The sequence below is a fragment of the Aerococcus viridans genome, assembly GCF_002871935.1.
GTDB lineage: Bacteria > Bacillota > Bacilli > Lactobacillales > Aerococcaceae > Aerococcus > Aerococcus viridans_B.
In genome coordinates, this window is sequence record NZ_PNHQ01000007.1 from 46,306 (window position 1) to 69,684 (window position 23,379).

The 23,379-nt window shown below is 38.0% G+C and carries 19 protein-coding genes; 17 read left to right on the forward strand and 2 right to left on the reverse strand.

What is annotated here, in order from left to right:
- Position 1: 1 nt before the first annotated feature.
- From galU to whiA, 6 genes are all read left to right on the forward strand, one after another.
- Entirely contained in the window at positions 2-874 is an 873-nt protein-coding gene (galU, locus tag CJ191_RS04010) for a UTP--glucose-1-phosphate uridylyltransferase GalU (RefSeq protein ID WP_070469107.1), read from the forward strand.
- A 110-nt stretch (positions 875-984) separates the two neighbouring features.
- Positions 985-1,953: a thioredoxin-disulfide reductase gene (gene trxB / locus CJ191_RS04015; protein ID WP_102199054.1), complete on the forward strand. Its 969-nt coding sequence runs from the start codon at positions 985-987 to the stop codon at positions 1,951-1,953.
- A 367-nt stretch (positions 1,954-2,320) separates the two neighbouring features.
- The gene (locus CJ191_RS04020) at positions 2,321-4,045 is read left to right on the forward strand and encodes a phospho-sugar mutase (RefSeq protein WP_102199055.1); all 1,725 of its coding nucleotides are present in this window, start codon (positions 2,321-2,323) and stop codon (positions 4,043-4,045) included.
- Between the two features lie 63 nt (positions 4,046-4,108).
- Positions 4,109-4,996, forward strand: a complete 888-nt coding sequence (gene rapZ / locus CJ191_RS04025) for an RNase adapter RapZ (RefSeq protein ID WP_102199056.1) — start codon at positions 4,109-4,111, stop codon at positions 4,994-4,996.
- Positions 4,993-6,027, forward strand: a complete 1,035-nt coding sequence (locus CJ191_RS04030; protein ID WP_102199057.1) for a gluconeogenesis factor YvcK family protein — start codon at positions 4,993-4,995, stop codon at positions 6,025-6,027. Before rapZ ends, CJ191_RS04030 begins: the two co-directional genes overlap by 4 nt.
- 24 nt (positions 6,028-6,051) lie before the next feature.
- Complete coding sequence (gene whiA / locus CJ191_RS04035) at positions 6,052-6,996, forward strand: DNA-binding protein WhiA (protein ID WP_070469099.1); 945 nt, start codon at positions 6,052-6,054, stop codon at positions 6,994-6,996.
- A gap of 287 nt (positions 6,997-7,283) precedes the next feature.
- Here whiA and CJ191_RS04040 read toward each other — a convergent pair whose 3' ends face one another.
- Positions 7,284-7,664 carry a single-stranded DNA-binding protein gene (locus CJ191_RS04040; RefSeq protein ID WP_102199058.1) on the reverse strand — a complete coding sequence of 127 codons (381 nt, stop codon included), beginning with the start codon at positions 7,662-7,664 and terminating at the stop codon, positions 7,284-7,286.
- 267 nt (positions 7,665-7,931) lie between these two features.
- Between CJ191_RS04040 and CJ191_RS04045 the strand changes: the two genes are divergently transcribed.
- From CJ191_RS04045 to CJ191_RS04075, 7 genes are all read left to right on the forward strand, one after another.
- Positions 7,932-8,657: a response regulator transcription factor gene (locus tag CJ191_RS04045; RefSeq protein WP_070469096.1), complete on the forward strand. Its 726-nt coding sequence runs from the start codon at positions 7,932-7,934 to the stop codon at positions 8,655-8,657.
- Positions 8,658-8,659: 2 nt separating this feature from the next.
- Positions 8,660-10,102 (forward strand): sensor histidine kinase, encoded by a 1,443-nt coding sequence (locus CJ191_RS04050; protein WP_102199059.1) that lies wholly within the window; start codon positions 8,660-8,662, stop codon positions 10,100-10,102.
- 39 nt (positions 10,103-10,141) lie between these two features.
- Positions 10,142-10,789, forward strand: a complete 648-nt coding sequence (locus CJ191_RS04055) for a VanZ family protein (protein WP_070469092.1) — start codon at positions 10,142-10,144, stop codon at positions 10,787-10,789.
- On the forward strand, positions 10,782-12,002 hold the full coding sequence (locus tag CJ191_RS04060; protein ID WP_102199060.1) for a class I SAM-dependent rRNA methyltransferase: 1,221 nt from the start codon (positions 10,782-10,784) through the stop codon (positions 12,000-12,002). Before CJ191_RS04055 ends, CJ191_RS04060 begins: the two co-directional genes overlap by 8 nt.
- A gap of 182 nt (positions 12,003-12,184) precedes the next feature.
- Entirely contained in the window at positions 12,185-12,886 is a 702-nt protein-coding gene (locus tag CJ191_RS04065) for an ABC transporter ATP-binding protein (RefSeq protein WP_070469088.1), read from the forward strand.
- Between the two features lie 10 nt (positions 12,887-12,896).
- Positions 12,897-15,740, forward strand: coding sequence for an ABC transporter permease (locus CJ191_RS04070; protein WP_102199061.1), 2,844 nt, complete (start codon positions 12,897-12,899; stop codon positions 15,738-15,740).
- Between the two features lie 261 nt (positions 15,741-16,001).
- Entirely contained in the window at positions 16,002-16,238 is a 237-nt protein-coding gene (locus CJ191_RS04075) for a hypothetical protein (protein ID WP_070469086.1), read from the forward strand.
- A 242-nt stretch (positions 16,239-16,480) separates the two neighbouring features.
- On the opposite strand, the gene CJ191_RS04080 is transcribed toward CJ191_RS04075, so the two are convergent.
- Positions 16,481-17,410 (reverse strand): AEC family transporter, encoded by a 930-nt coding sequence (locus CJ191_RS04080; RefSeq protein ID WP_070469083.1) that lies wholly within the window; start codon positions 17,408-17,410, stop codon positions 16,481-16,483.
- Between the two features lie 587 nt (positions 17,411-17,997).
- On the opposite strand from CJ191_RS04080, the gene CJ191_RS04085 reads away from it, so the two are divergent.
- The 4 genes from CJ191_RS04085 to CJ191_RS04100 all read left to right on the forward strand — a co-directional run bounded on the left by CJ191_RS04085 (position 17,998) and on the right by CJ191_RS04100 (position 23,378).
- On the forward strand, positions 17,998-19,176 hold the full coding sequence (locus CJ191_RS04085) for an ABC transporter substrate-binding protein (RefSeq protein WP_102199062.1): 1,179 nt from the start codon (positions 17,998-18,000) through the stop codon (positions 19,174-19,176).
- Positions 19,177-19,566: 390 nt separating this feature from the next.
- Entirely contained in the window at positions 19,567-20,754 is a 1,188-nt protein-coding gene (locus CJ191_RS04090; protein WP_102199063.1) for an ABC transporter substrate-binding protein, read from the forward strand.
- 134 nt (positions 20,755-20,888) lie between these two features.
- Complete coding sequence (locus tag CJ191_RS04095; protein ID WP_083272820.1) at positions 20,889-22,082, forward strand: ABC transporter substrate-binding protein; 1,194 nt, start codon at positions 20,889-20,891, stop codon at positions 22,080-22,082.
- A gap of 417 nt (positions 22,083-22,499) precedes the next feature.
- Entirely contained in the window at positions 22,500-23,378 is an 879-nt protein-coding gene (locus CJ191_RS04100; RefSeq protein WP_070469075.1) for a branched-chain amino acid ABC transporter permease, read from the forward strand.
- Position 23,379 lies beyond the last annotated feature (1 nt).

A 23,379-nucleotide genomic window follows, 5' to 3' on the forward strand; every position in this document is an offset into this window, starting at 1 on the left:
CATGGCGAAAGTAAGAAAAGCAGTTATTCCGGCAGCAGGGTTAGGGACACGGTTCTTACCTGCAACAAAGGCAATGGCCAAAGAGATGTTACCAATTGTGAATAAACCAACGATTCAATTTATCGTAGAGGAAGCATTAGCCTCTGGAATTGAAGACATTCTAATTGTTACAGGAAAAAGTAAACGACCTATTGAAGACCATTTTGATTCAAACGTTGAGTTAGAATCAAATTTAGCTGACAAAGGTCGTGATGATTTATTAGAAATCATTGGAGAAACTGTCGGATTAAACTTATTCTTTAAACGTCAATCTTATCCAAAAGGTTTAGGGGATGCTGTTTTACAAGCTAAAGCCTTTGTGGGTGATGAGCCGTTTGTGGTAATGCTTGGAGACGATTTAATGGTAGATGAAGTACCGTTAACCAAGCAATTGATTGATGCGTATGATGTGACGAAGGCATCGAATATTGCGGTAATGCCGGTGCCGCATGAAGATACAGATAAATATGGGGTCATTGATCCAGAAGCGCAATTCTCTGAAAAAATCTACAATGTAAAACAATTCGTTGAGAAACCAAAAGCAGAAGATGCGCCATCAAACTTGGCGATTATTGGACGCTATTTATTAACACCGGAAATCTTTGACTTGTTAGAAACACAAGGCGAAGGTGCTGGAAATGAGATCCAGTTAACAGATGCAATTGACCGTTTAAACAAGACACAACGGGTATTCGCTTATGAATTTACTGGCCGTCGTTATGATGTTGGAAATAAGTTAGGCTATATGCAAACAAGTATTGAATATGGTCTTGAACAAGAGGAAATCAAAGATGGCTTGAAAGATTACTTGCTTTCAATTGAAGATGAACTTTAATAAATGTCTTGATGTAAAAGATTGTCATTAGCTTGAGCTAGTTGCAATCTTTTTCCCTTTAAGCATGTTAGAATGGTAAGCGACGTTAATAAAAGCAATTTAATCACACAATGAAAAATAAAAGAAAGGATGTGTACAATTTGGCAGAAGAAATTCAAAAATTTGATGTCGTTGTAGTTGGTGCAGGGCCAGCCGGTATGACAGCTGCCTTATACGCATCACGGGCTAATTTGTCCGTAGCATTAATAGAACGAGGCGTTCCTGGGGGTGAATTAGTTAACACAGCGGATGTAGAAAACTATCCTGGGTTTAAGCATATTCAAGGGCCAGATTTGGCTAACGAAATGTATGAAGGCACTATGCAATTTGGTGTCGTCCATGAATTTGGTACAGTGACAAAAGTTACCCCAAATGAAGGCGCGCATTTACTAGAAACAGATATGGGGAAAACTTATCAAGCGAAGGCTGTGGTTATTGCTACAGGTTCTGTTCACCGTAAATTAGGTGTACCTGGAGAAGATAAGTACGCAGGCCGTGGTGTTTCATATTGTGCTGTTTGTGATGGTGCTTTCTTCCGCGATAAAGACCTTCGTGTGATTGGAGGGGGTGACTCAGCAGTTGAAGAAGGAACTTATCTGACGCAATTTGGTAAAAGTGTGAATATCGTTCACCGCCGTGATGAATTACGGGCGCAAAAAATCTTACAAGACCGTGCGATGGCGAATGATAAAATAGATTTCACATGGGATACAGTTGTTAAAGAAATCAAAGGTGACGATATGAAAGTCACTGGACTAGCAGTTGAAAATGTGAAAACAGGTGAAATCACTGATGTGGAGGCTGACGGTATCTTTATCTATGTTGGCTTGATACCAAATACTGAAGCATTTGCTGAATTAAATATCACAGATGAAGAGGGTTGGGTTATTACCAACGATGATATGCAAACGACAATTCCTGGTATCTTTGCGATTGGTGACGTTCGCCAAAAGAAACTGCGCCAAATTTCAACAGCTGTTGGTGATGGTGCAATAGCTGGTCAAGAAGCCTTCAATTACATTGAAACACTAAATGGCTAATTTCAAAGTTTCATAACATCGCTCACACATATTTGTGAGGATACGAAAAGTGAAGGTGAGACAAAAGTCGTTTAGAATTGACGTACTGGACTAAAAGGCAAACAATAATGAAAGGTTATTGGAGACATTTAGGCAGTATCGGACAATGCTGACTTTTGGAACCCAATTATAAATGTTCTTATATAGTAAAGAGAGGCTGAGACATTTTTGTCCCAGCCTCTTTTCATTGAAGAGATTAAAAAGGCGCTTTAAGCTGGCCTTTCATATGAAATTGTAAGGTGAACATGGCTTTGATATATCTTTTTACATAAAATTTGATACAATATGAATAAGATGTTATCGCTTTAAAAATGATGGAGGCTACACTATGAACTGGAAAGAAACTTATAAACAATGGCGTGATTTTGAAGACTTAGATAGTACTTTGAAGGAGGATTTAGCGTCTATAGAAGCTGATGATAAATTGCTTGAAGATGCTTTTTATCAACCTTTGAGTTTTGGTACGGCCGGTATGCGCGGTATTTTAGGTGCCGGTATTAACCGGATGAATATTTATACCATTCGTCAAGCAACTGAAGGATTAGCTAAATTGTTTGAAGATTATGGTCAAGATGCTAAAGATCGAGGAGTGGCAATTGCTTATGATTCACGTCATATGTCACCAGAGTTTGCAATGGAGTCAGCGAAGACTTTAGGTGCTCACGGTATTAAGTCATATGTATTCGAGTCTCTTCGTCCAACCCCTGAACTATCCTTTGCAGTCCGTGAATTAAATGCCTTTGCAGGGATTATGATTACAGCTAGCCATAACCCTGCCGACTATAATGGCTACAAGGTATACGGTGAAGATGGTGGTCAAATGCCACCAGTAGACGCTGATGCAGTCACAGCGAATGTGCGTGCAGTAGAGAATCCCTTAACAGTTGAGGTGGGGGATGAGGCAGCTTTGATAGCTGATGGTACAATTACGATTATTGGCGAAGAAATTGATCAAAAATACTTAGACAACATGAGATCAGTTGTTGTTGATCAGGCTGTAATTGATGAAATGGCTGATCAAGTATCTATCGTTTATACACCATTACATGGTACAGGACAAATGTTGGTGGAACGTACGCTAGCGGATGCAGGTTTCACTAATGTTACTTATGTAACTGAACAAAAAGAACCAGATGCTGATTTCTCAACAGTTCAGTCACCAAACCCAGAAGAAGCAGGCGCCTTTGAAGTTGCTGAGCGCTATGGTAAGGCCAATGACGCAGATATCCTGATTGCAACCGACCCTGATGCTGACCGGATGGGGGCTGCTGTGAAATTACCGAATGGTGATTACCAAGTGATTACCGGCAATCAAATTGCGGCATTAATGACCCATTATATTTTAACAGCTAAGAAAAATACCGGTACTTTACCAGATAATGGTGTGATTTTAAAATCTATCGTATCCAGTGAAATGCCAACAACAATCGCTAAGGCATTTGATGTTGAAACAGTGAATGTATTGACTGGTTTCAAATTTATCGCAGAAAAAATTAAAAACTATGAAGCTGACGGAAGTAAGCATTTCTTATTCGGCTTTGAAGAAAGTTATGGCTACTTAGTGAAAGCTTTTGTGCGTGATAAAGATGCAGTACAAGCAACTTTATTATTAGCTGAAGTTGCTGCTTTCTATAAAAAACAAGGGAAGACTGCTTACGACGGGTTACAAGACCTATTTGCTGAATATGGTACATTCCAAGAAAAAACCATCTCAGTGACCTTACCTGGGCAAGAAGGTGCAGCAAAAATTGAAGCTATTCTAACAAACTTACGTGGAGAAGGCTTAAGTGAAATTGCTGGCCAAAAAGTGGTTGAAACAGAAGACTACTTACAAGATACACGTCAGTTTGCTGATGGCCGTTCTGAGTCATTAGGCATGGAAAAATCAAACGTATTAAAATATTATTTAGCAGATGAAACATGGATTGCGGTTAGACCATCAGGTACAGAGCCAAAAATTAAATTCTATATTGGTGTTGTAGCTGATTCACTAGAAGCGACGCAAGCAAAAATTCAGGCTTATGAGGCAGCCCTAAACGAACTAACTGCTTAAGTGGGTGCTTTCTGGTATCGATCGATTAATCTTTCATCTCCATTTCAAGGAGGAAAAAATAAAATGAATGATCAGTTAAAATTAGTCATTATTACAGGTATGAGTGGTGCGGGTAAAACAGTCGCACTACAAAGCTTCGAAGACATGGGTTACTACTGTGTAGATAATATGCCACCATCACTATTGCCTAAATTCTGGGATCTAATCAAAGAGACAGGTAAGATTAGTAAAATCTGCTTAGTGATTGATCTACGTTCACGTTCATTCTTTGATGAATTGTTAACGGAAATCAATGGAATGGATAACACCAACACGATTGAAATCTCTGTATTATTCTTAGAAGCAGATGATCAAACTTTGGTTGCACGTTATAAAGAAACGCGTCGTGTCCATCCACTTGAAAAAGAAGGCGTATCCGTTTTAGAAGCGATTCAAAAAGAAAAAGCTTTACTACATGATATTCGTATCGAATCTACAGTGATTGATACAACGAACTTAACGCCACGTAAATTCCGTGAGTTGTTACTAACAGAATTTCAAACAGAAGAGGAAGGCCATTTCACAGTCAATGTGATGTCTTTTGGTTTCAAGTACGGTTTACCAATCGATTCAGATATCGTTATGGATGTACGCTTCTTACCAAACCCGCATTATATTGATGAATTACGTCCCATGACAGGACTTGATGCACCTGTTTATGACTATGTGATGTCGCAACCAGAAACAGAAACTTTCTATCGTAAATTTATTGATTTATTAGATTTTGAATTACCTTTATACGAAAAAGAAGGAAAATCCAGTCTGACGATTACAATTGGTTGTACAGGTGGACAACATCGATCAATAGCATTGACTGAGCGTATTGCCCACCATATTCAAGACCTAGGTTACAAGGTCAACATCATCCATCGTGATCGCACAAAAAGAAAAGAGTCGGTGAATAGATCGTGATAAACAAACATTCACGTCCGGATAGACGGCCAAAGGTTGCAGTTATCGGAGGCGGAACGGGTCTACCCATTCTATTGGAAGGACTAAAGAATGCTGGTTGTAATGTCACAGCTATCGTCACAGTTTCTGATGATGGTGGGTCAAGTGGTTCATTACGTAACGCAGTTAGTACGATTCCTCCTGGAGATATTCGCAACTGTCTAGTCGCATTATCGGATATGAAGAAAATATATAAAGATGTGTTCCAATATCGATTTAGTGAAGAGGATAAAGAATTTTCAGGCCATGCCATTGGTAATTTGATTATTGCTGCTATTGCCGAAATGAGAGGCGATACTTTTGCAGCTTTGCGCCTACTTTCTTATATGATGAATATAGATGGTAAGGTATTGCCAGCTTGTGAAGAAGCCTTAGTGCTACAAGGACATTTTGCAGATGGCACGATGATAGAGGGGGAGACGGCGATTGTTGCTCATCCAGATCAGATCCAAAAAGTGACTGTTCGCCTAGCAAGTGAACAAGATACATTAGCTGCTGGTCAAAATAAGGCGAACGCTGGACTCCGTGCTGGACGAGAGGTTGTCTCTGAAATTATGCAAGCTGATATGGTCATTTTAGGACCAGGATCCTTGTATACGTCAATTTTACCGAATGTAGCAATTGAAGAGATTAGAAGCGCAATTGTTGACACGCCCGCTAAAGTTGTCTATATTTGTAATATCATGACACAACTCGGTGAGACTGAGCATTTCTCTGACGCAGACCATGTACGTGTAGTAAATGAACATTTGGGTTCAAAAGCCATTGATACGGTATTGTTGAATAAAACACCGGTACCTTATGAATACCTTGAAGGGGCGAGTGAAAAAGACTACTTAGTCCAAATCATTCAAGACCGTCTGGGATTGGCTGAACAAGAATGTCAGGTAGTTCGCTGTGACTTTTTAAATCTTGAGAAAAGTGGTGTATATCACAATCAGGATAAGTTAGTCGACGCCATTATGGATGTCATGAACGATCGCATAAAATAAAGTGAATAAGAAAGAGGTGAGCTGGTGGCTTCATTTGCAGGAGATGTAAAGAAAGAACTCACTCAGCTAACTGTGGACTATGAGCACGCACGTTCAGAGCTAGCAGCTATTTTACGTATGAACGGCACAATTTCTCTGACGGGTGGCAATTTGATTCTAAATGTACAGACAGAAAATGCCGCAATTGCACGACGAATCTACTCACTGTTAAAGGAATTTTATCATACCCTCGGTGAGTTGGTTGTGCGTAAGAAAATGAAATTAAAGAAAAATAATATCTATATTGTAAGGGTGAAAGACCATGTTGAAGAAATTCTAAAAGATTTAGATATTCTAGATAGCCTGGTGATTAATCCAAATATTTCAGCGGAAATGATGGAGAATGAACAGCGGAGTCGTTCATACTTGCGTGGTGCATTCTTAGCAGGTGGATCAGTAAATAATCCTGAAAAATCGTCATATCATTTAGAAATATATTCAGTATATCAAGAGCATTGCGAAGACTTAGTAATGATGATGAACCAATTCAATTTAAACGCTCGATCAATTGAACGTCGATCTGGTTATATTGCTTATTTAAAAGGTTCAGAACAGATTGCAGATTTCTTAGCCTTAATTGGGGCAACAGCCTCAATGTTAAAGTTTGAAGATATTCGGATTGTGCGTGATATGCGAAATTCAGTTAACCGAATTGTTAACTGTGAGAATGCTAACTTAAATAAGACTGTGACAGCAGCTTCCAAACAGGTTGAAAATATTGAATTGATTCAAGCAACAGTGGGTATTGGAGAATTACCAGAAAAATTGCAAGAGATTGCTTTATTAAGGTTGGAAAACCCCGAAGCATCTATTAAAGAATTAGGGGAATTGGTTGAAGGTGAACCTATTTCTAAATCAGGTGTCAATCATAGACTCCGTAAGATTAATCAATATGCTGAGCAACTAAGAAGCACGGCGATCACAAAATAAAAAAATAAAAGGTCTTGCTACTGGAGTCGATTAAACTCCAGTGGCAAGACTTTTTATATAGCTGAATCAATTTGCAGGTGATCAGCTGATGATAAGAAAGATTAGGACGAGTCAGTTTATCAAAGCGATGAAGAGGAATATCGGTGCAAAAAATATGCCCTAAGAATTGGTCATTTTCAACACGCTTATGGATATCTTAGACTATTTTTTGACCAACGTTTCTAGCTTATTTGCCTAATACAGGCATGCTTATGCTAGAAAGCGGGGTTTAGGGGAAGAATAGGTTTTTAGTCTAAAATTAGGGTCTCGATATTGGCCATTAATTGCTCGTCAGGGTTCTGTGGTTGGTCAACACCAATCTTTTTGCGGAGGAATGTGACTTCAGAAACTTGAACTTCTATAGTTGAGATATGTTGACCTTGTTTATTTTCAAATTGACGCATACGTAATTGGCCAACAACTGCTAATTCATCTCCTTTTTTCATATAGCTAGCAATCAATTTTGCTGTGCCATTCCATGCTGTGATAGGAATAAAGTCGACATGGTCGCTACCATCTTTACCTTTGCGGTTAATCGCAACGGCATTATTGACAACTTGGCGATTGTTAGAAATTTCAGTCAAATTCACATCTCTTGCTAAACGTCCGATTAATTGCACTTGATTCATTTTTCATCCTCCTAAGGTATCTGATTCAACTAGAGGTTAGCCCTCTAATCTATTACATACGTATTCATTCGCCAAATCCACCTAAAAACTTTATAAAATTTTGATATTTTGTAAAATTAGGTCAAAAGATCGGTAAAGTTCATCGGTGAATTCGTATTTTAGGGTACAATATAGGGGAATAGCGCAATTTGTCTTAATCTACTAAAAATACATCGCGAAGCCTAAATTAAAGTAAACATAAACATATTTTATAAGGAGGAAGAAAACATGAACATCTTGATGATTGAAGATAACGAAAGTGTTGCAGAAATGATGAGTATGTTTTTTGAACAACAACAAGGATGGGAAGCAACCTTTATCCAAGATGGTGAAGAGGGGTGGCAACACTATTTAGCAAATGAAGAAACAATTGACATGGTCATTTTAGATTTAAATTTACCAAGTAAAGATGGTATTCAAATTTGTCGTGATATTCGTCAACAAAATCAGCAAGTACCGATTATTATGTTGACTGCTCGTGATGCAGAGAGTGAGCAGGTGCTTGGCCTAGGTCTAGGTGCAGATGATTATGTGACCAAACCATTTGATCCAATCACCTTCATGGCCCGGATGCGTGCTTTATATCGCCGTAGCCAACTAACGGAATCAACAACTGAAACGAGTGAAGGGCAGGATGCCAGTGATGAATTTGATATTCAAACAGAATATATCCGCATCAATAGCCAAAACCGAGAAGCCTTTTATAAGGATCAATTAATTCAACATTTAACGCCTAAAGAATTTGAAATTCTGCAATTATTAGCTGGTCGACCAAAACAAGTCTTTACTCGTGAGCATTTGTTAACCACTTTATGGGAAGATCCTTTTTATGGTGATGAGCGTACTGTAGATGCCCATATTAAAAAGCTTCGTCAAAAAATGGAAGCGTACGGTCCACAATTGATTCAAACGGTCTGGGGAGTAGGCTATAAATTTGATGAAACTGGTGTTTGATCATGAAATTGAACTTTTTTTACCAACAGATACTGAGCTTTCTGGTAGTGATTGGTATGACAATCGCTGCTATGGGGGTAACATTGTTTTCTTTTTCAAAGGACCAGGTGCTCCTTCGTCAAGAACAACAATTGAATGATATCGCGCATTTTATTTCCGGTCAGACCATTTCAAGTGAATTTTTAGCGACGATGGAACCTTTACTCGAGTCTTCCAATATGAAGTTATTTTACTTCAATGCGGATAATGAACTGGTATACCCACATAACAAAGCAGCCGTTGTACCAAATGACCAACTATCAAAAGAAGAAATGACAGCTTTGGAAAATGGTCATAATCTTGGTTTGCAAACCTTTGAAATGGGGATTACAGACAAGAATGGGGATGCGCTAGCCATCTTCATGCCACTAACGAATTCAGAGGATCAATCTTATGCGGGTTATTTAGCGATTGGGGTGCCATCTAGTCAATCAGATGCGGTGATTGACAATTTGATTCAAAATGTGGTCAAAGGGATAATGATCGCGCTCATTATTGCCGTTATCTTTTCAGTCATTATTGCCGGTTATCAAAATAAACGGATTCGCCGTATCCAAGAGGCTACGCAACAAATTGCACAAGGAGATTATTCAGTGCGTTTGGCTGTAAGTAATATTGATGAATTTGATGACTTGGCTACTGACTTCAACCAAATGGCAGTTGCGCTTGGTGAATCGGAAGTGGAAATTGACCGCCAAGAAAAAATTCGTCGCCAATTGATGATGGATGTTGCACATGAAATTCGAACACCTTTAACGACGATGATTGGTTTGCTAGAAGGACTTCGGCAGAAAGTAATACCAGAAGATAAGATTGATCGTAGTGTGGACTTGATGTATAAGGAAGCTAACCGGTTAAATCGTTTGGTGAACGAAAACTTGGATATTGAAAAAATTAGGGCTAATGAAATTGTATTGAATAAATCAACCTTTAATGCTGCAGAAGTGTTAAGGGATATTTCACTACAATTATCTGAAACAGCTAAAGCAAAACATACTAAATTTGAGATTGATATGGCAGATGAAGTGCCCATCTACGCTGATTATGACCGGTTCCACCAAATTATCTTTAATATCACTCAAAATGCGGTACAATTTACTGATTATGGCGAAATATTTATGTCTTGCACCTTTCAAGATGGCGAAACTTATATTAAAATAAAGGATTCAGGCATGGGGATGACGGAAGAACAGGTTGAAAATATCTGGGAGCGATTTTATAAGGCAGATATTTCTCGAAAGAATAATGAGTTCGGAGAATCTGGCTTAGGTTTATCCATTGTCAAGCAACTGGTTGAACTGCATCAAGCGACTATACATGTGGAAAGTGAAGCTGGTGTTGGGACAATCTTTACGTTGGTATTTTTCAACCGTGAAAAATTAGCAGAAAGAAATCAGGTCGAATAGTTTTAAAGCATCGACTGGTAATAAAAGGATTGAAGAAAGATGTATTTTTTAGGGCCGTTACTCACATGGTTAGAAGAGGTTTCTGCAGGTAGAATCTTAAATTTTCATTTAGTAGCGCTATCACTATTTAGCTTGGATAAAACGCTTTTGTATATGATTGCTTTATTGGTTATCCAGGCAGGAATCATTTTCTATAAACGGATGAAGAACGCAGATTATTCGATTGACTGGCTTAGAGAAGTCATTAAATTCACCTTTGCAACCTACATGATATTGTTGGTACATTTAACAGTATTACGTTATGATTGGCAATGGTGGCAGGCGACTTTTAATTTTGAACGGTCCCTGAGTGAATTAAATTGGGTACCACTTGTGGATACTATTAAGTTAAGAAATGGGTCTACATTTTCATATTGGTATAACTTCTTTGGAAATGTTGTTTGGTTTTTTCCCTTTGGTATGATGTTCCCTTATATTTTTCGGATGAAAGGGGCTTTCTTCATCACTTTATTTTGGGGATTATTATTTAGCGTATCAATTGAAACCATGCAATTTTATTTAGAAACAGGGGTTAGTCATATAGATGATGTCATTTTTAATGGCGCAGGGGTCATCATTGGCTATCTCATATATGATATTTTGAAATTAAGCAACAGATACATTAAAGGGAGAAAAATAAATGGTTAAAAAGAACGCACAATTACCAAAAAAGACATTACGTAAGTGGGCAACAACCCAAGTGGAAAAAGGACAAATCCTTTTAACTGAAAAAGATTTCGTAAACCCACCACCATTTACTGAAGGTGAATTGGTTGAAATCATTGGTATCGACCATGCATTCTTAGGATATGGCTACTTAGCCAAACAACATAAAGGTATCGGTTGGATTTTAACAAGAGATCAAAATGCGGATACAGGATTATTAGCTGATCTTGATTTTGTACAAGAAAAATTACAAGCAGCTAAAAATCAGCGTCAAACTTTGTTAATCGATGATATGACAACTGCCTTCCGTATTTTTAATGGTGAAGGGGATGGTATCGGTGGTTTCACAATTGATTGGTATGCAGGTTATGCCTTGATTCAATGGTATTCTGAAGGTATTTACCGTTATAAAGCCATTATTTTGGAAGCATTAAACAATGTATATCCTGAATTAAAAGGTATTGTTGGGAAAAACCGCTTCAACTTAGATGGTACGGGCACGAATAAGCAATCAGAAGTTTTAGCTGGTGATATTCCAGAAACATTAACTGTGCAAGAAAATGGGGTAAACTACATCGTACGACTTGATGATGGTTGGATGACAGGAATTTTCTTAGATCAACGAAATGTTCGTAATTATATTCAAACAGAAATTGCACCAGGTAAATCATTGTTAAACCTATTCTCATATACAGGTGCTTTTTCTGTGGCTGCAGCACTAGGTGGCGCAGCTGAAACCATGAGTGTTGATGTGGCAAAACGAAGCCTGCAACTGACAGCAGAACAGTTCCAGGCCAATGGGTTAGAGATTGGTGACCAACATAAAGTACGGGTTATGGATGTATTTAACTATTTAGATTATGCCAAAACACATGACTTACGCTTTGACATCGTGGTACTGGACCCACCGTCATTCTCACGTACGAAGAAACATACTTTTCAAGCCAATAAAGATTACCGGAAATTAGTTGCTTCAGCGTTAGCTATCCTAAATAAGGGTGGTTACTTAGTGAGTTCAACAAATGCCGCAAACATGACAAAAGAAGACTTTATTAAACAAATCGCTGAAGGTTCTGATGATGCTAACGTAGATATCATGCCAGTAGCTGACTTTGGTTTACCAGTAGATTTCCCGGCACCAAAAGGAAATCCAGAAAGTGATTACTTAAAAGTAGAGATCTTCCAAAAATTATAAATTTAGTAATATAAGTAGATAGTAGAGGGTTTATGGTAGTCATATCATATGCCCTCTTTCTATAACGAATAGTGAATAGATCATGCTTTTATTTTCTTGACTGAGTAAGCTATGATTAAACGTGACAAAGAGAAAAGATGCATAAATTTGGGTAAATTAAAAGGAAAGTATGGTGTTGTGTAATGGCCTATATTCATTTAAAGGATGTTGTAAAACAATATGGGACAGGGAATACGGCGATTTTAGCCAATGACCATGTGAATTTAGAAATTGAAGAAGGCGAATTTGTGGTGATTTTGGGACCATCTGGAGCCGGAAAATCAACCTTATTAAACATTTTAGGTGGTATGGATGCAGTAACTTCAGGTGAGGTGTTAGTAGCAGGAAAAAATATTGCTGCATACAATGAAGAAGGCTTAACAGACTATCGGCGTGATGAGGTGGGATTTATTTTCCAAAATTATAACTTAATTCCTAATTTAACGGCCATTGAAAATGTGGAAGTATCAGAAGAAATTTCAGATAATTCACTTGCAGCTAAGGAGGCCTTACAAGGGGTAGGGTTATACCATCGTAAAGACAATTTCCCATCACAATTATCGGGCGGAGAGCAACAACGCGTATCTATCGCTCGGGCAATTGCAAAAAACCCCAAGTTACTCCTTTGTGATGAACCAACTGGTGCCTTAGATTATGAAACCGGGAAAAAGGTTTTAGGCTTTCTACAAGACTTAACCAATGAACAGGGGACAACAGTTGTTGTCATTACCCATAACCAAGCGATTGCACCGATGGCTGACCGTGTCATCAAAATCAATGACGGAGCTGTTTCATCGCAAACATTAAATGCGCAACCAGTGCCAATTCAAGATATTGAATGGTAGGAGGTAGTGGATGAAAAATAAAAAAATATGGTTGGATGGTTTTCGTGAGATTAAACATACGCTTGGACGATTTTTAGCGCTTCTATTGATTATTGCGCTAGGCACAGGGTTCTTTGTGGGCATTCGAGCTGCTGCGCCTGATATGATTGCAATTGCTGATAAGTACTTTAACCAAACCAACTTAGAAGATATGTCTATTCAATCCACAATGGGTTTGAATGAAGATGACCTAGCTTTATTAGAGGATGTTCAAGATATTGAATATATACCATATGCCTATGTTGATCGGCAAATAGCAGTCAGTGACGACTTGGTACGTTTCTATCCAAATTTCAATGATATGACGGATATCAACCAATTTGATGTACAAGAGGGACGACTACCGAAAGTAAACGATGAGATAGCGATTGACCTACAATTGGTAAAAGGTAATCCGGATGCCTATCAGATTGGCCAAGAAGTAACAATGTCTGATTTAGGTGTGGATAGTGATCAAGAAACAGACGAGTTACCACAATTATCAGGAGACCAGTTCACAATTGTTGGTTACGTCAATACGCCGCTTCAAATCTCCAATATTAGTCGTGGCGCTTCTGCGATCGGAGATGGGCAATTAAACGGTTTTGCAGTTGTAGCGCCTAATGCCATTACAGGTGATACTTACACCAATATCGCTATTGATGCGACTGCAGTTGATGACTTAGAAGCGTATTCAGATGAATATGACCAAGTCATTGCAGATAAACAAGCTGAAATAGAGGATATTTTTGTTGACCGGCCAAGGGAAATTTATCAAGAAAAAGTAACAGAAGCTGAATCAGAAATTGCCTCTGGACAAGAAGAAATTGCTTCCGCTAGGTCAGCATTAACTTCTGGTGAAAATGAATTAAAGCAAGCACAATCAGAAATTGATGCAGGTCAAGATGACTTGGACCAACAACAAAGTCTAGTTGAAGCGCAATTACCAGAAGGCGTATCCTTAGAACAAGCGGGTATGTCTAGTGTGGCCGCTCAGTTAGAAGCTGGCCAATCCAGTCTAGATGCTGCCCAAAGTGAACTTAACCAAGCTAGAAGTGACTATGAAAGTGAAAGCCAAGCAGCAGAAACGTCTCTATCTAGCGCTGAATCTCATATCTCTGATGCTGAATCAACAGTAGCCGATTTGAGTGAGCCTACTTATTCAATCAATGACCGTTCTAGCGTGTCAGGATATACAGCTTGGGAGAATAATGCAGACAACATGGCAACAATTGGCCAAGCATTTCCTATTATTTTCTTCCTGATTGCAGCCCTAGTATCCTTCACCAATATGCAAAGAATGGTGACCGAGCAACGCGTACAAATCGGTACATATAAAGCTTTAGGTTATAGTTCACGTACAATTCAAACTAAATATCTTATGTATGCAGGTTCAGCGGCTATTTTAGGGATGGTTATTGGGATTGCTATTGGTAACTACTTGTTCCCTAATATTATCGTATCAGCCTTTGCCGAGACGGTCGCCTTACCGGGCATTATTTATACATGGCAATTTGTAGATATTTCGTTTGCAGTAGGTATATCCTTATTCACAACTGTTGTACCGGCTTGGTTAACAACTAGGACTACCCTAAATGAGAAAACGGCCCGACTATTACAACCAGCAACAGGTAAGAATGGTCAGCATATTTTTCTTGAAAGATTTAAAGGCTTCTGGTCCCGTTTAAGCTTCCAAAGCAAAATTACTTGGCGGAATATCTTCCTCTATAAGGGGCGTAATTTAATGACGATTATTGGTGTCGCTGGCTGTGCCATGTTGATTGTGACTGGATTTGGTTTATCTGACTCTATTTCTGGTTTACCAGATGAGCAATTCAACCAGGTGAAAATGTATGATGGTAGCATCTCATTAAATATGGATGCTAACCAAGAAGACCGGGACCAAGTGATAAGTGACTTAACCGATAATGATAACGTTGAAGATGTCTTACCTTTAACCCAAAATATCTTGATGACAGATGATGAAACAATTACCCAACAAATCGTGAGTGTCATGGCATTCAAATCTGACAGTCAGTACCGTGATTATTTCCAAATGCAAGAGCTAGATACAGAAAATCAACTGTCTCTTTCAGAAGATGGTATCCTAATTACCGCTAAATTAGCCTCCTTACTTGGCGTACAAGCAGAGGACACTGTGACATTAATTGATACTAATAATGATCCTTATACATTTTCTGTAAAAGGGGTCATCACCAACTATCTAGGTCATGAAATATACATGACAGACACTTACTATCAAACAGTATTTAGTGAAGAAAGTGAAAACAATACAGCGCTGGTCCAATTTGAGAATAATCTATCCACAACAGACCAAACGCAAATCATGGATCAAGTAAAAGGCGAAACCGGTGTGATTGGCACTAGCTTGAATGCAAGTCAAATTAGTGATTTTAAAGATACCTTGTCAGCACTTGACTTAGTGACAGTCGTCTTAATCATTTCTGCAGGAGGATTAGCATTTATTGTTCTATATTCATTAACGAATATTAATGTATCTGAGCGAATGCATGAGCTGGCGACGATTAAAGTACTGGGCTTTAGGTCGGTTGAAGTGAGTATGTATGTCTACCGAGAAACCTTAATCTTAACCGTGATTGGGATTATTATTGGGGACATTTTAGGATATAATCTCCTAAGCTACATTTTAAATACGGTAGCCATTGACCAAGTATTCTTCCCGATAGTCATCTTATGGCAATCTTACCTATATGCAAGTTTAATTACTTTAGCTTTTTCAATTGTGGTGATGATCTTTATGCACTACAAACTGAAGAAAGTAGAAATGGTTTCAGCCTTAAAAGAAGAGGATTAATCTATACAACTTTGGCGGTGTGGCATTTTGGTCACACCGTTATTTTTTCTTTGATATGTAGATTAACTTGAGGGTAGGTGTAGCAATCGCTCGATGAATTATATGAAGAGATAGGGGTATTAATGAAATCGTCCGTTCAAGTAATACGTTCTCAATAAGAAAATGATAGGAAAAGCTTTCTTGGCAATATTTGACAGGTCTTAATAAAGATTATAAAATGGGTGGGACTGATAGCTGTATTTAGATATTTGGGAGATAATAATGTTGATGAATAGGGTAGCAATTGTTGTTGAACCAGTGACAAAAGACCAGTCTGGCGAAATTCGTGTTTTAGTGGATCAAATGGTCTATAAGGCAAAAAGTGCAATTCCTGATGGCGAATTCGTTCAAAATGAATTGGTTAAGATTTGCCGCATTGAAGACGACATCGCATACTGTCAGCGTGGTATGCTAGATAATCAGTATGATCAAGATATTAATGTTTCTTTAGGTAGTTAAACTTTTTAATATGATTTTATATGAAGCAGTTTTTCCGTTATAGGAGATCTGCTTCTTTTTTTAGGCGAAATATCAAACCTTGTTAATGAATGTCAGTGAAATACTAGTTGAAGAGGTATCGAATGAAGTTGTAGCAGGAGGTGATGACCCATATAAAAAATGAAAGATGGCTCTCTCTATTAAACGAGAAACTGCCATCTTTTTTGCTATGTATGATTTAAAAATGTAATAGTCATTTAATGTTATGCTAAACCTAAGATATTGATTAATAAAGGGATAGTGGCAACTGAAGCTAAGGTTGATAAGAAGACATAATTAGTTGAGAATGTAATGTCTCCTTTGTATAGTAAGGCATATGAAGTGGCAACTGCTGGACCGGGTGTTGAAATCGTCACAATCAAGGTAGAAAGAATCAATTCATTACTGATAAAATGACGGAATATCAGAAAAATAATTATTGGTAAAGCAATCATTTTAATGGCCATTAACAAGTATACACGACCATCCGTAAAAGCATGTTGGATATTGGAATGGGCAATTGCCATCCCAATAACCATCATGGCTAAAGGTGTTGTTGCAGCGCCGACCATAGCCATCGTTTCTTCAAGGATAGATGGCAACTGCCAACCCATTAGGAAGAAGATTAAAGCAGCTAATCCTGCTAAAAATCCTGGTGAAAGGAAAAGTTTTTTCGCTAATTGACCTGGATTTAAATCAGTATCATTACCGCGGCTCATCGCCCAAACCCCAAAGCTATAGATAAAAAGATTCGTAGGGATATTCACTAAAGATGCATAGAACATAGCGCCAGGCCCGTATAATGCGAGAATTAAAGGAAGCCCCATGAAACCGTTATTTTGAAAAACAGTAAGAAACTGGACAGTGCCAATCATGCTTTTGGGTGCCTTTAATAGTTTGGGAACAAAGAAAGACGAAACAATAAAAATAAACCAAGTGGTAAAAGCGATAATGAGAAAGTTGATAGCATCGCCTTTTGTACCTAAATCACCGGATGAGTTGATAGTAGATAAGATTAAAGCGGGTGCTGTAACTACAGTAATCATTTGCGCCATGTCACTTTGAATGTGGTCACTGAATATTTGTTGTCGTTCAGCAACAAATCCAATAAACATAATCATCACCAAAATCATCATTTGAATGATAGATGTCATAACTTCACTCCTCCATTTGTATTCACCTAAGTATAGCAAAGCTTTTATACATGTTTTCTAAATAGCATCGAAAATATATAAATGAGTAAAAAGAAGCAAAAAAAGGATTGATAAAAGCGGTTACAGTCAATTTAGGGGGTATTTTTGATAGATTTAAAATTAAATGATAAAATGATTAAAATAAAGCTTTATTATTAGAATTTAATTTGGTATATTATAATCAACTCAGAAAAACGAAAGGAGCGAGGTACCATGAATAAAGAACAATCAATGGCTGTTTGGGCCTCAAGCCCCATTCGTATTTCTTATACAACGTTATTACCTTTATTAGCTTAGTTAGGGTTCTACAATAAGATGTAGGGTCCTTTTTCTCATGAAATATGGGCCTAGCTAATTAGCCAGTGGCTCGTGTTTCACGAAGTACTGGCTTTTTTATTTGGTTCAATTTAGGCTAATCAAAATGGTTATTAACGAAAATATAGAGATATTTTTTGAGGGTGGGCATGTCTTTTTTCTGATGAATGGTTAAAGGATATCTAAAAAATCAATCGTTAAAAAAATTAGTGGATATACTAGGAGGTATTTTAATGAATATTAAAGGTATGAAACGTTTCTCGGTGATGTTGCTTTCAACAATAGTCATTGCGGGTTGTGGAAATTTAACACAAACATCTAGCTCAAATTCTATTACCAGTTCAGATACGATTAAAATCGGTGGGAACTTTGAACTTACGGGTTCAGCAGCGGGTTACGGTAATGATATTAATAACGGAGCTAAGCTGGCTGTTGAAGAGATCAATGAAGCAGGTGGTATCGACGGGAAACAAATTGAATATGTTGAAGCAGATAATAAATCGGATGCCAATGAATCTGCATCTGCTGCTGCACGCTTGATTGATGAAGAAGGTGTATCAGCTATTGTTGGGCCTTCGTTAACAGCTAACTATCAAGCGCAAATTAATGCGGCGACACAAGCGCAAGTGCCTTTCATCGGACCAGCGGTAACCAGTGACGGGGCAACTTTAGATGCCAATGGTGAAGCATATGCATATGGATTCTCAGTAGCCTTTCTAAACTCTTTCCAAGGAGGGGCGATTGCACGTTTTTCAAATGATCAAGGTTATGAAACTGCAGCCGTTATGCAAGATAATTCTTCAGACTATGGACAAATTTTGTCAGATGAGTTTAAAGCAGCCTTTGAGGGGGATGTAGTAGCAACTGAATCCTACGTATCAGGGGATACGGACTTCTCTTCTATCTTGACGAATATTAAATCTTCAAATCCAGATGTAATCTTCATCGCAGGTTACTATACTGAAGCAGGAACAATTATTAAACAAGCCCGTGAAATGGGTATTGAAGCGGCAATTGTTGGTCCAGATGGTTTGGCATCAGAAGAGTTGAGCTCATTGGCTGGCGAAGAGAATATGAATGATATTTACTTTGTTTCTCACTTTGCTTCCGATGAAGATGCCTCACAAGCTTCAAAAGAATTCTCAGCAGCCTTCCAATCAGCTTATGGTAAAGCACCTGATGAGTTTGCTGCTTTAGGTTATGATGCAGTTTACCTATACGCAAATGCAGTAGAAGAAGCTGAGTCTGAAGATAATCAAGCGATTGCTGAAGCTTTAGCCAATACTACCGATTTCCAAGGGGTAACAGGTGCGATTACAATGAAAGATGATCATACGCCAAATAAAACAGCTTACATCCAAGAAATTCAACATAACGAAGTAGTTGGCTCAACAGCGGTAGCGCCAGAATAATTTTTAGTACTTTTGCTTTGTTAAAAAGATTATACGAATTTTCTAGCATTTTTTTAATAAAGACCTTGTAACTCTTATAAAACTCTGATATATTAATAGCAACTCATTAAGAACAAATTAGAAAGGCGGTGAAGCAAGATGAAAACAACTGTAAAACAATCCTATAATGTGAATAGTCTTGTTTCACTAACTTATGCCAACATTATTATTATTAACTAGGGAGGATTCTACAAATATGTAGGGTCCTATTTCTCGTTGAAGAGGGCCTTGGTTAGAACGACGGTCCTTTAGGGGCTGTCGTTTTTTTTATAGAAAATAATAATTGAGCACTAGCGTTTAAATGTGAGTCAAAAACGAAATAAAAAATATCGTTCTGGGGAGGACATATAGATGAAATTTAAAAAAATAGCTTTAACTTTACTTTCGGCTGTCACTTTAGCAGCATGTGGTGCAGCAACATCTACTAACAATTCAGGAGCATCAACGACTGGAGATAACGAAACTTTCAATGTTGGTGGTAACTTCGGTTTATCAGGTGCATTTTCTGCTTATGGTACGGCGATTAATGATGGTGCAGCATTAGCCTTTAAAGAGATTAATGAAAATGGTGGTGTATTAGGTAAAGAAGTTAACTACATTTCTGTAGACAACAAGTCAGATGCGACAGAATCTACTACACAAACTGCTCGCTTGATTGATGAAGAGAATATCTCTGTTTTAGTTGGTTCAGATACAACAGGATCGACTGAAGCCCAAATTCAAACAGCGACAGCTTCTAGTGTGCCAGTTGTTGCACCAGCAGCTACAGGTGATTCATTAACAATGGACAGTGCTGGTAATGTATTAGAATATGTCTTCCGTGTGCCTTTCCAAGATGCTTTCCAAGGTGCTGTATTAGCAGAATTTGCTAGCCAAGAAGGTTATGAAACAGCAGCAATTATCCAAGATAACTCATCTGACTATGGTCAAAATTTAGCAGCAGAGTTTGATGATATTTTTGATGGCGAAATTGTAGGTACAGAATCATATGTATCAGGGGATACAGACTTTAATTCCATTTTAAATAATGTAGCTTCCAAAAAACCTGATGTAATCTTTATTGCTGGTTACTATACTGAAGGTGGTTCTATTGTAAAACAAGCTCGTGAAAAGGGGATTGAATCAGCAATTCTAGCACCAGACGGTTTCGGAGCAGAAGAATTTGTTGAATTAGCGGGTGCTGGTAACGTAAATAACTTCTACTACACAGCACACTATACAACTGGTGAAGGTGCAACAGACAAAACAACAGAATTCGTCCAAGCATTTAAAGAAGAATATGGTTCAACACCTAATATGTTTGATGCTTTAGGATACGATGCAGCATACTTAGTAGCAGACGCAGCAGAACGTGCTGGTGAAGATGATCGTCAAGCAATTACAGATGCCTTAGCAGAAACAACTGATTTTGAAGGTGTAACAGGTACATTCTCAATTGATGAAGACCACAACCCAGTAAAAACTGCTTATATCATTGAAATGGAAAATGGGGAAGAAGTAGCCACTTCAGCAGTAACCCCAGATAGCTTGGCGAACTAAGGTGTTTTTGTCACATTGACGCTTTTTAAAATTAAAATAAAATTAAAATTAAATTGCTTTTTATAGAGAACCATCTTATACTAATGTTAGTCTTATCTTTATTGTTCCAAATATAAAATTTGGAGGAATGAATGATGAAAATGAAAAAGATGCTTTTAACAATGGGTTCTTTAATGATGCTAGCGGCCTGTGGTTCAGTGACGCAAACATCTAATCAAGCAAGTTCAACTAGCGAAAGTACTGAAGATACTATCAAGATTGGTGGGAACTGGGACTTATCTGGTGCTGGTGCAGCCTATGGTGGCCCAGCGAATGAAGGGGTTAAGTTAGCTTTTAAATTAGCGAATGAAGCTGGTGGCATAAACGGTCAATCAATCGAATATGTAGAAGGTGATAACCGTACTGATCCCAATGAGTCTGCCAATACGGCAACCCGCCTAATTGATGAAGAGAATGTAAAAATGATTATCGGGCCAGCAACAACAGGTGCATTTGAAGCACAAATTCCAACTGGAACCAATGCTCAAATCCCAATGATTGCGCCAGCTGCAACGGGTGACACACTTACAGTTGATAGTTCTGGTAATACATTAGATTATGTTTTCCGTGTAGCTTTCCAAGATGCTTTCCAAGGTTCAGCACTTGCGAGTTTTGCTAATGGTGAAGGTTATGAAACTGCTGCAATTATCCAAGATAATTCAACTGATTATGGACAGCACTTATCTGCTACGTTTGAAGAAGAGTTTCAAGGTAATATTGTAGCAAACGAGTCATATATTGCAGGTGATTCTGACTTCAATTCAATCCTCAATAATATTGCTTCTAACGATCCGGACGTTATCTTTATAGCTGGTTACTATTCAGAAGGTGGGCCAATCGTTAAACAAGCGCGTGAAAAGGGAATGGATGCAGTTATTTTGGCACCAGATGGTTTTGGTAGCCAAGAGTTTATTGATTTAGCTGGTGCAGAAAATGTGACCGACTTCTATTACACTTCCCACTATACAACAGGGGAGGGTGCAACAGATGTAACGGCGACATTCATAGAAGCCTATGAAGCTGAATATAGTAAAACACCAGATATGTTTGCTGCTCTAGGTTTTGATGCTGCTAATTTAGCAATCGATGCGATTGAACGTGCAGGATCAAGCGATCCAGCAGCAGTAACAGCTGCAATTGCAGAAACTGACGAATTTTCGGGTGCAACCGGAACATTCTCATTTGATGACCAACATAATCCAATCAAGACCGCTTATATTCTAGAAATGCAAGATGGTGAAGTTGTAGGTACAACTACAATCTCTCCTGAAGACATTGTGAGTGAATAAGTAGTCTGACCATTTAATAAAAACAAATTTGGGAAGTTCTAGATAAAATGCAAACTTTGTACACGTTTGTCTTTTGAAAGCTAGGACTTCCCTTATTTTATGGATGAAAATGAGGATACAAAGCGTTAATAGTGCCAAAAATATGATGAACTCAAAACTTAATTAGAAAATTATTAAAAAATATTGCATAAAAATTGGCATATTCTTATAATGAAACCAGTCTTAAACTTATGGCATTTGCGGTAACTTGGTCTATTTTCTATTTATAGGGAGGCGCATTTAATCTTATAAGATTAAATGTGACACGACCCATTAAATGATGTAGCCATAATGATAAACAAACATCAAATATATTGGATTATATTTGTAGTGAGTGAGCTCACGTGTATTCAGAAAAAGGAAAAGGAAGTGAAATAAATGGAGATGTTTTTGCAACAGCTTGTAAACGGACTCTCTTTGGGTAGTATTTATGCCCTTATGGCTTTAGGTTATACAATGGTATACGGCATTATCGGCTTGATTAACTTCGCGCATGGTGATGTTTATATGGTTGGGGCCTTTTTTGGATTTTGGTTAATTACGGGATTAGGGATGAATATCATTCCTGCACTTATTTTAACCATGATTTTTACAGCAATTTTAGGGGTAATTATTGAGCGAGTGGCATACAAACCTTTACGTAAATCCACACGTATTGCAGCCTTAATTACAGCTATTGGGGTATCTTACCTATTACAAAACTTTATGATTTACTTTGTGGGACCAGAAGTTCGTGCATTCCCCACATCATTACCAAATTTATCATTGGATTTAGGTTTATTCACGATTTCCACCCAACAAGTGGTGATTTTCATTGTAACAATTATTTTGATGATTGCCTTACAATATATTGTTCGTCAAACAAAAATGGGTCAAGGTATGCGCGCAGTATCGGTAGATGCTGATGCAGCGCGTTTAATGGGGATTTCCGTAGATAATATCATTTCCTTTACTTTCGCTATTGGCTCAGCATTAGCTGGTGCTGGTGGGGTATTAGTAGGTATTTACTATAACTCTATTTCGCCAACTATGGGACTAACACCAGGTATTAAAGCGTTCGTAGCCGCAGTATTAGGGGGTATTGGTTCAATTCCTGGAGCCATGCTAGGTGGTATTTTTATCGGAGTTGTTGAATCAATGGTTTCAATGATCGGTTTATCAACCTGGCGAGATGCAGCTGTTTACCTAATTTTAATTATTGTTCTAGTCTTTAAACCTAGCGGATTGTTAGGTAAAGGCACACAAGAGAAAGTATAGG

What these genes read in the sequence shown, in the direction of transcription:
- trxB (WP_102199054.1), top strand. Translation starts at nt 985, where the DNA reads ATGAAAAATAAAAGAAAGGATGTGTACAATTTGGCAGAAGAAATTCAA.
- CJ191_RS04060 (WP_102199060.1), top strand. Translation starts at nt 10,782, where the DNA reads ATGGTTAAAAAGAACGCACAATTACCAAAAAAGACATTACGTAAGTGG.
- CJ191_RS04075 (WP_070469086.1), top strand. Translation starts at nt 16,002, where the DNA reads ATGTTGATGAATAGGGTAGCAATTGTTGTTGAACCAGTGACAAAAGAC.
- CJ191_RS04090 (WP_102199063.1), top strand. Translation starts at nt 19,567, where the DNA reads ATGAAATTTAAAAAAATAGCTTTAACTTTACTTTCGGCTGTCACTTTA.
- CJ191_RS04055 (WP_070469092.1), top strand. Translation starts at nt 10,142, where the DNA reads ATGTATTTTTTAGGGCCGTTACTCACATGGTTAGAAGAGGTTTCTGCA.
- CJ191_RS04045 (WP_070469096.1), top strand. Translation starts at nt 7,932, where the DNA reads ATGAACATCTTGATGATTGAAGATAACGAAAGTGTTGCAGAAATGATG.
- CJ191_RS04085 (WP_102199062.1), top strand. Translation starts at nt 17,998, where the DNA reads ATGAATATTAAAGGTATGAAACGTTTCTCGGTGATGTTGCTTTCAACA.
- galU (WP_070469107.1), top strand. Translation starts at nt 2, where the DNA reads ATGGCGAAAGTAAGAAAAGCAGTTATTCCGGCAGCAGGGTTAGGGACA.
- rapZ (WP_102199056.1), top strand. Translation starts at nt 4,109, where the DNA reads ATGAATGATCAGTTAAAATTAGTCATTATTACAGGTATGAGTGGTGCG.
- CJ191_RS04080 (WP_070469083.1), bottom strand. Translation starts at nt 17,410, where the DNA reads ATGACATCTATCATTCAAATGATGATTTTGGTGATGATTATGTTTATT.
- CJ191_RS04095 (WP_083272820.1), top strand. Translation starts at nt 20,889, where the DNA reads ATGAAAATGAAAAAGATGCTTTTAACAATGGGTTCTTTAATGATGCTA.
- CJ191_RS04040 (WP_102199058.1), bottom strand. Translation starts at nt 7,664, where the DNA reads ATGAATCAAGTGCAATTAATCGGACGTTTAGCAAGAGATGTGAATTTG.
- CJ191_RS04065 (WP_070469088.1), top strand. Translation starts at nt 12,185, where the DNA reads ATGGCCTATATTCATTTAAAGGATGTTGTAAAACAATATGGGACAGGG.
- CJ191_RS04020 (WP_102199055.1), top strand. Translation starts at nt 2,321, where the DNA reads ATGAACTGGAAAGAAACTTATAAACAATGGCGTGATTTTGAAGACTTA.
- CJ191_RS04100 (WP_070469075.1), top strand. Translation starts at nt 22,500, where the DNA reads ATGGAGATGTTTTTGCAACAGCTTGTAAACGGACTCTCTTTGGGTAGT.
- CJ191_RS04050 (WP_102199059.1), top strand. Translation starts at nt 8,660, where the DNA reads ATGAAATTGAACTTTTTTTACCAACAGATACTGAGCTTTCTGGTAGTG.
- CJ191_RS04070 (WP_102199061.1), top strand. Translation starts at nt 12,897, where the DNA reads ATGAAAAATAAAAAAATATGGTTGGATGGTTTTCGTGAGATTAAACAT.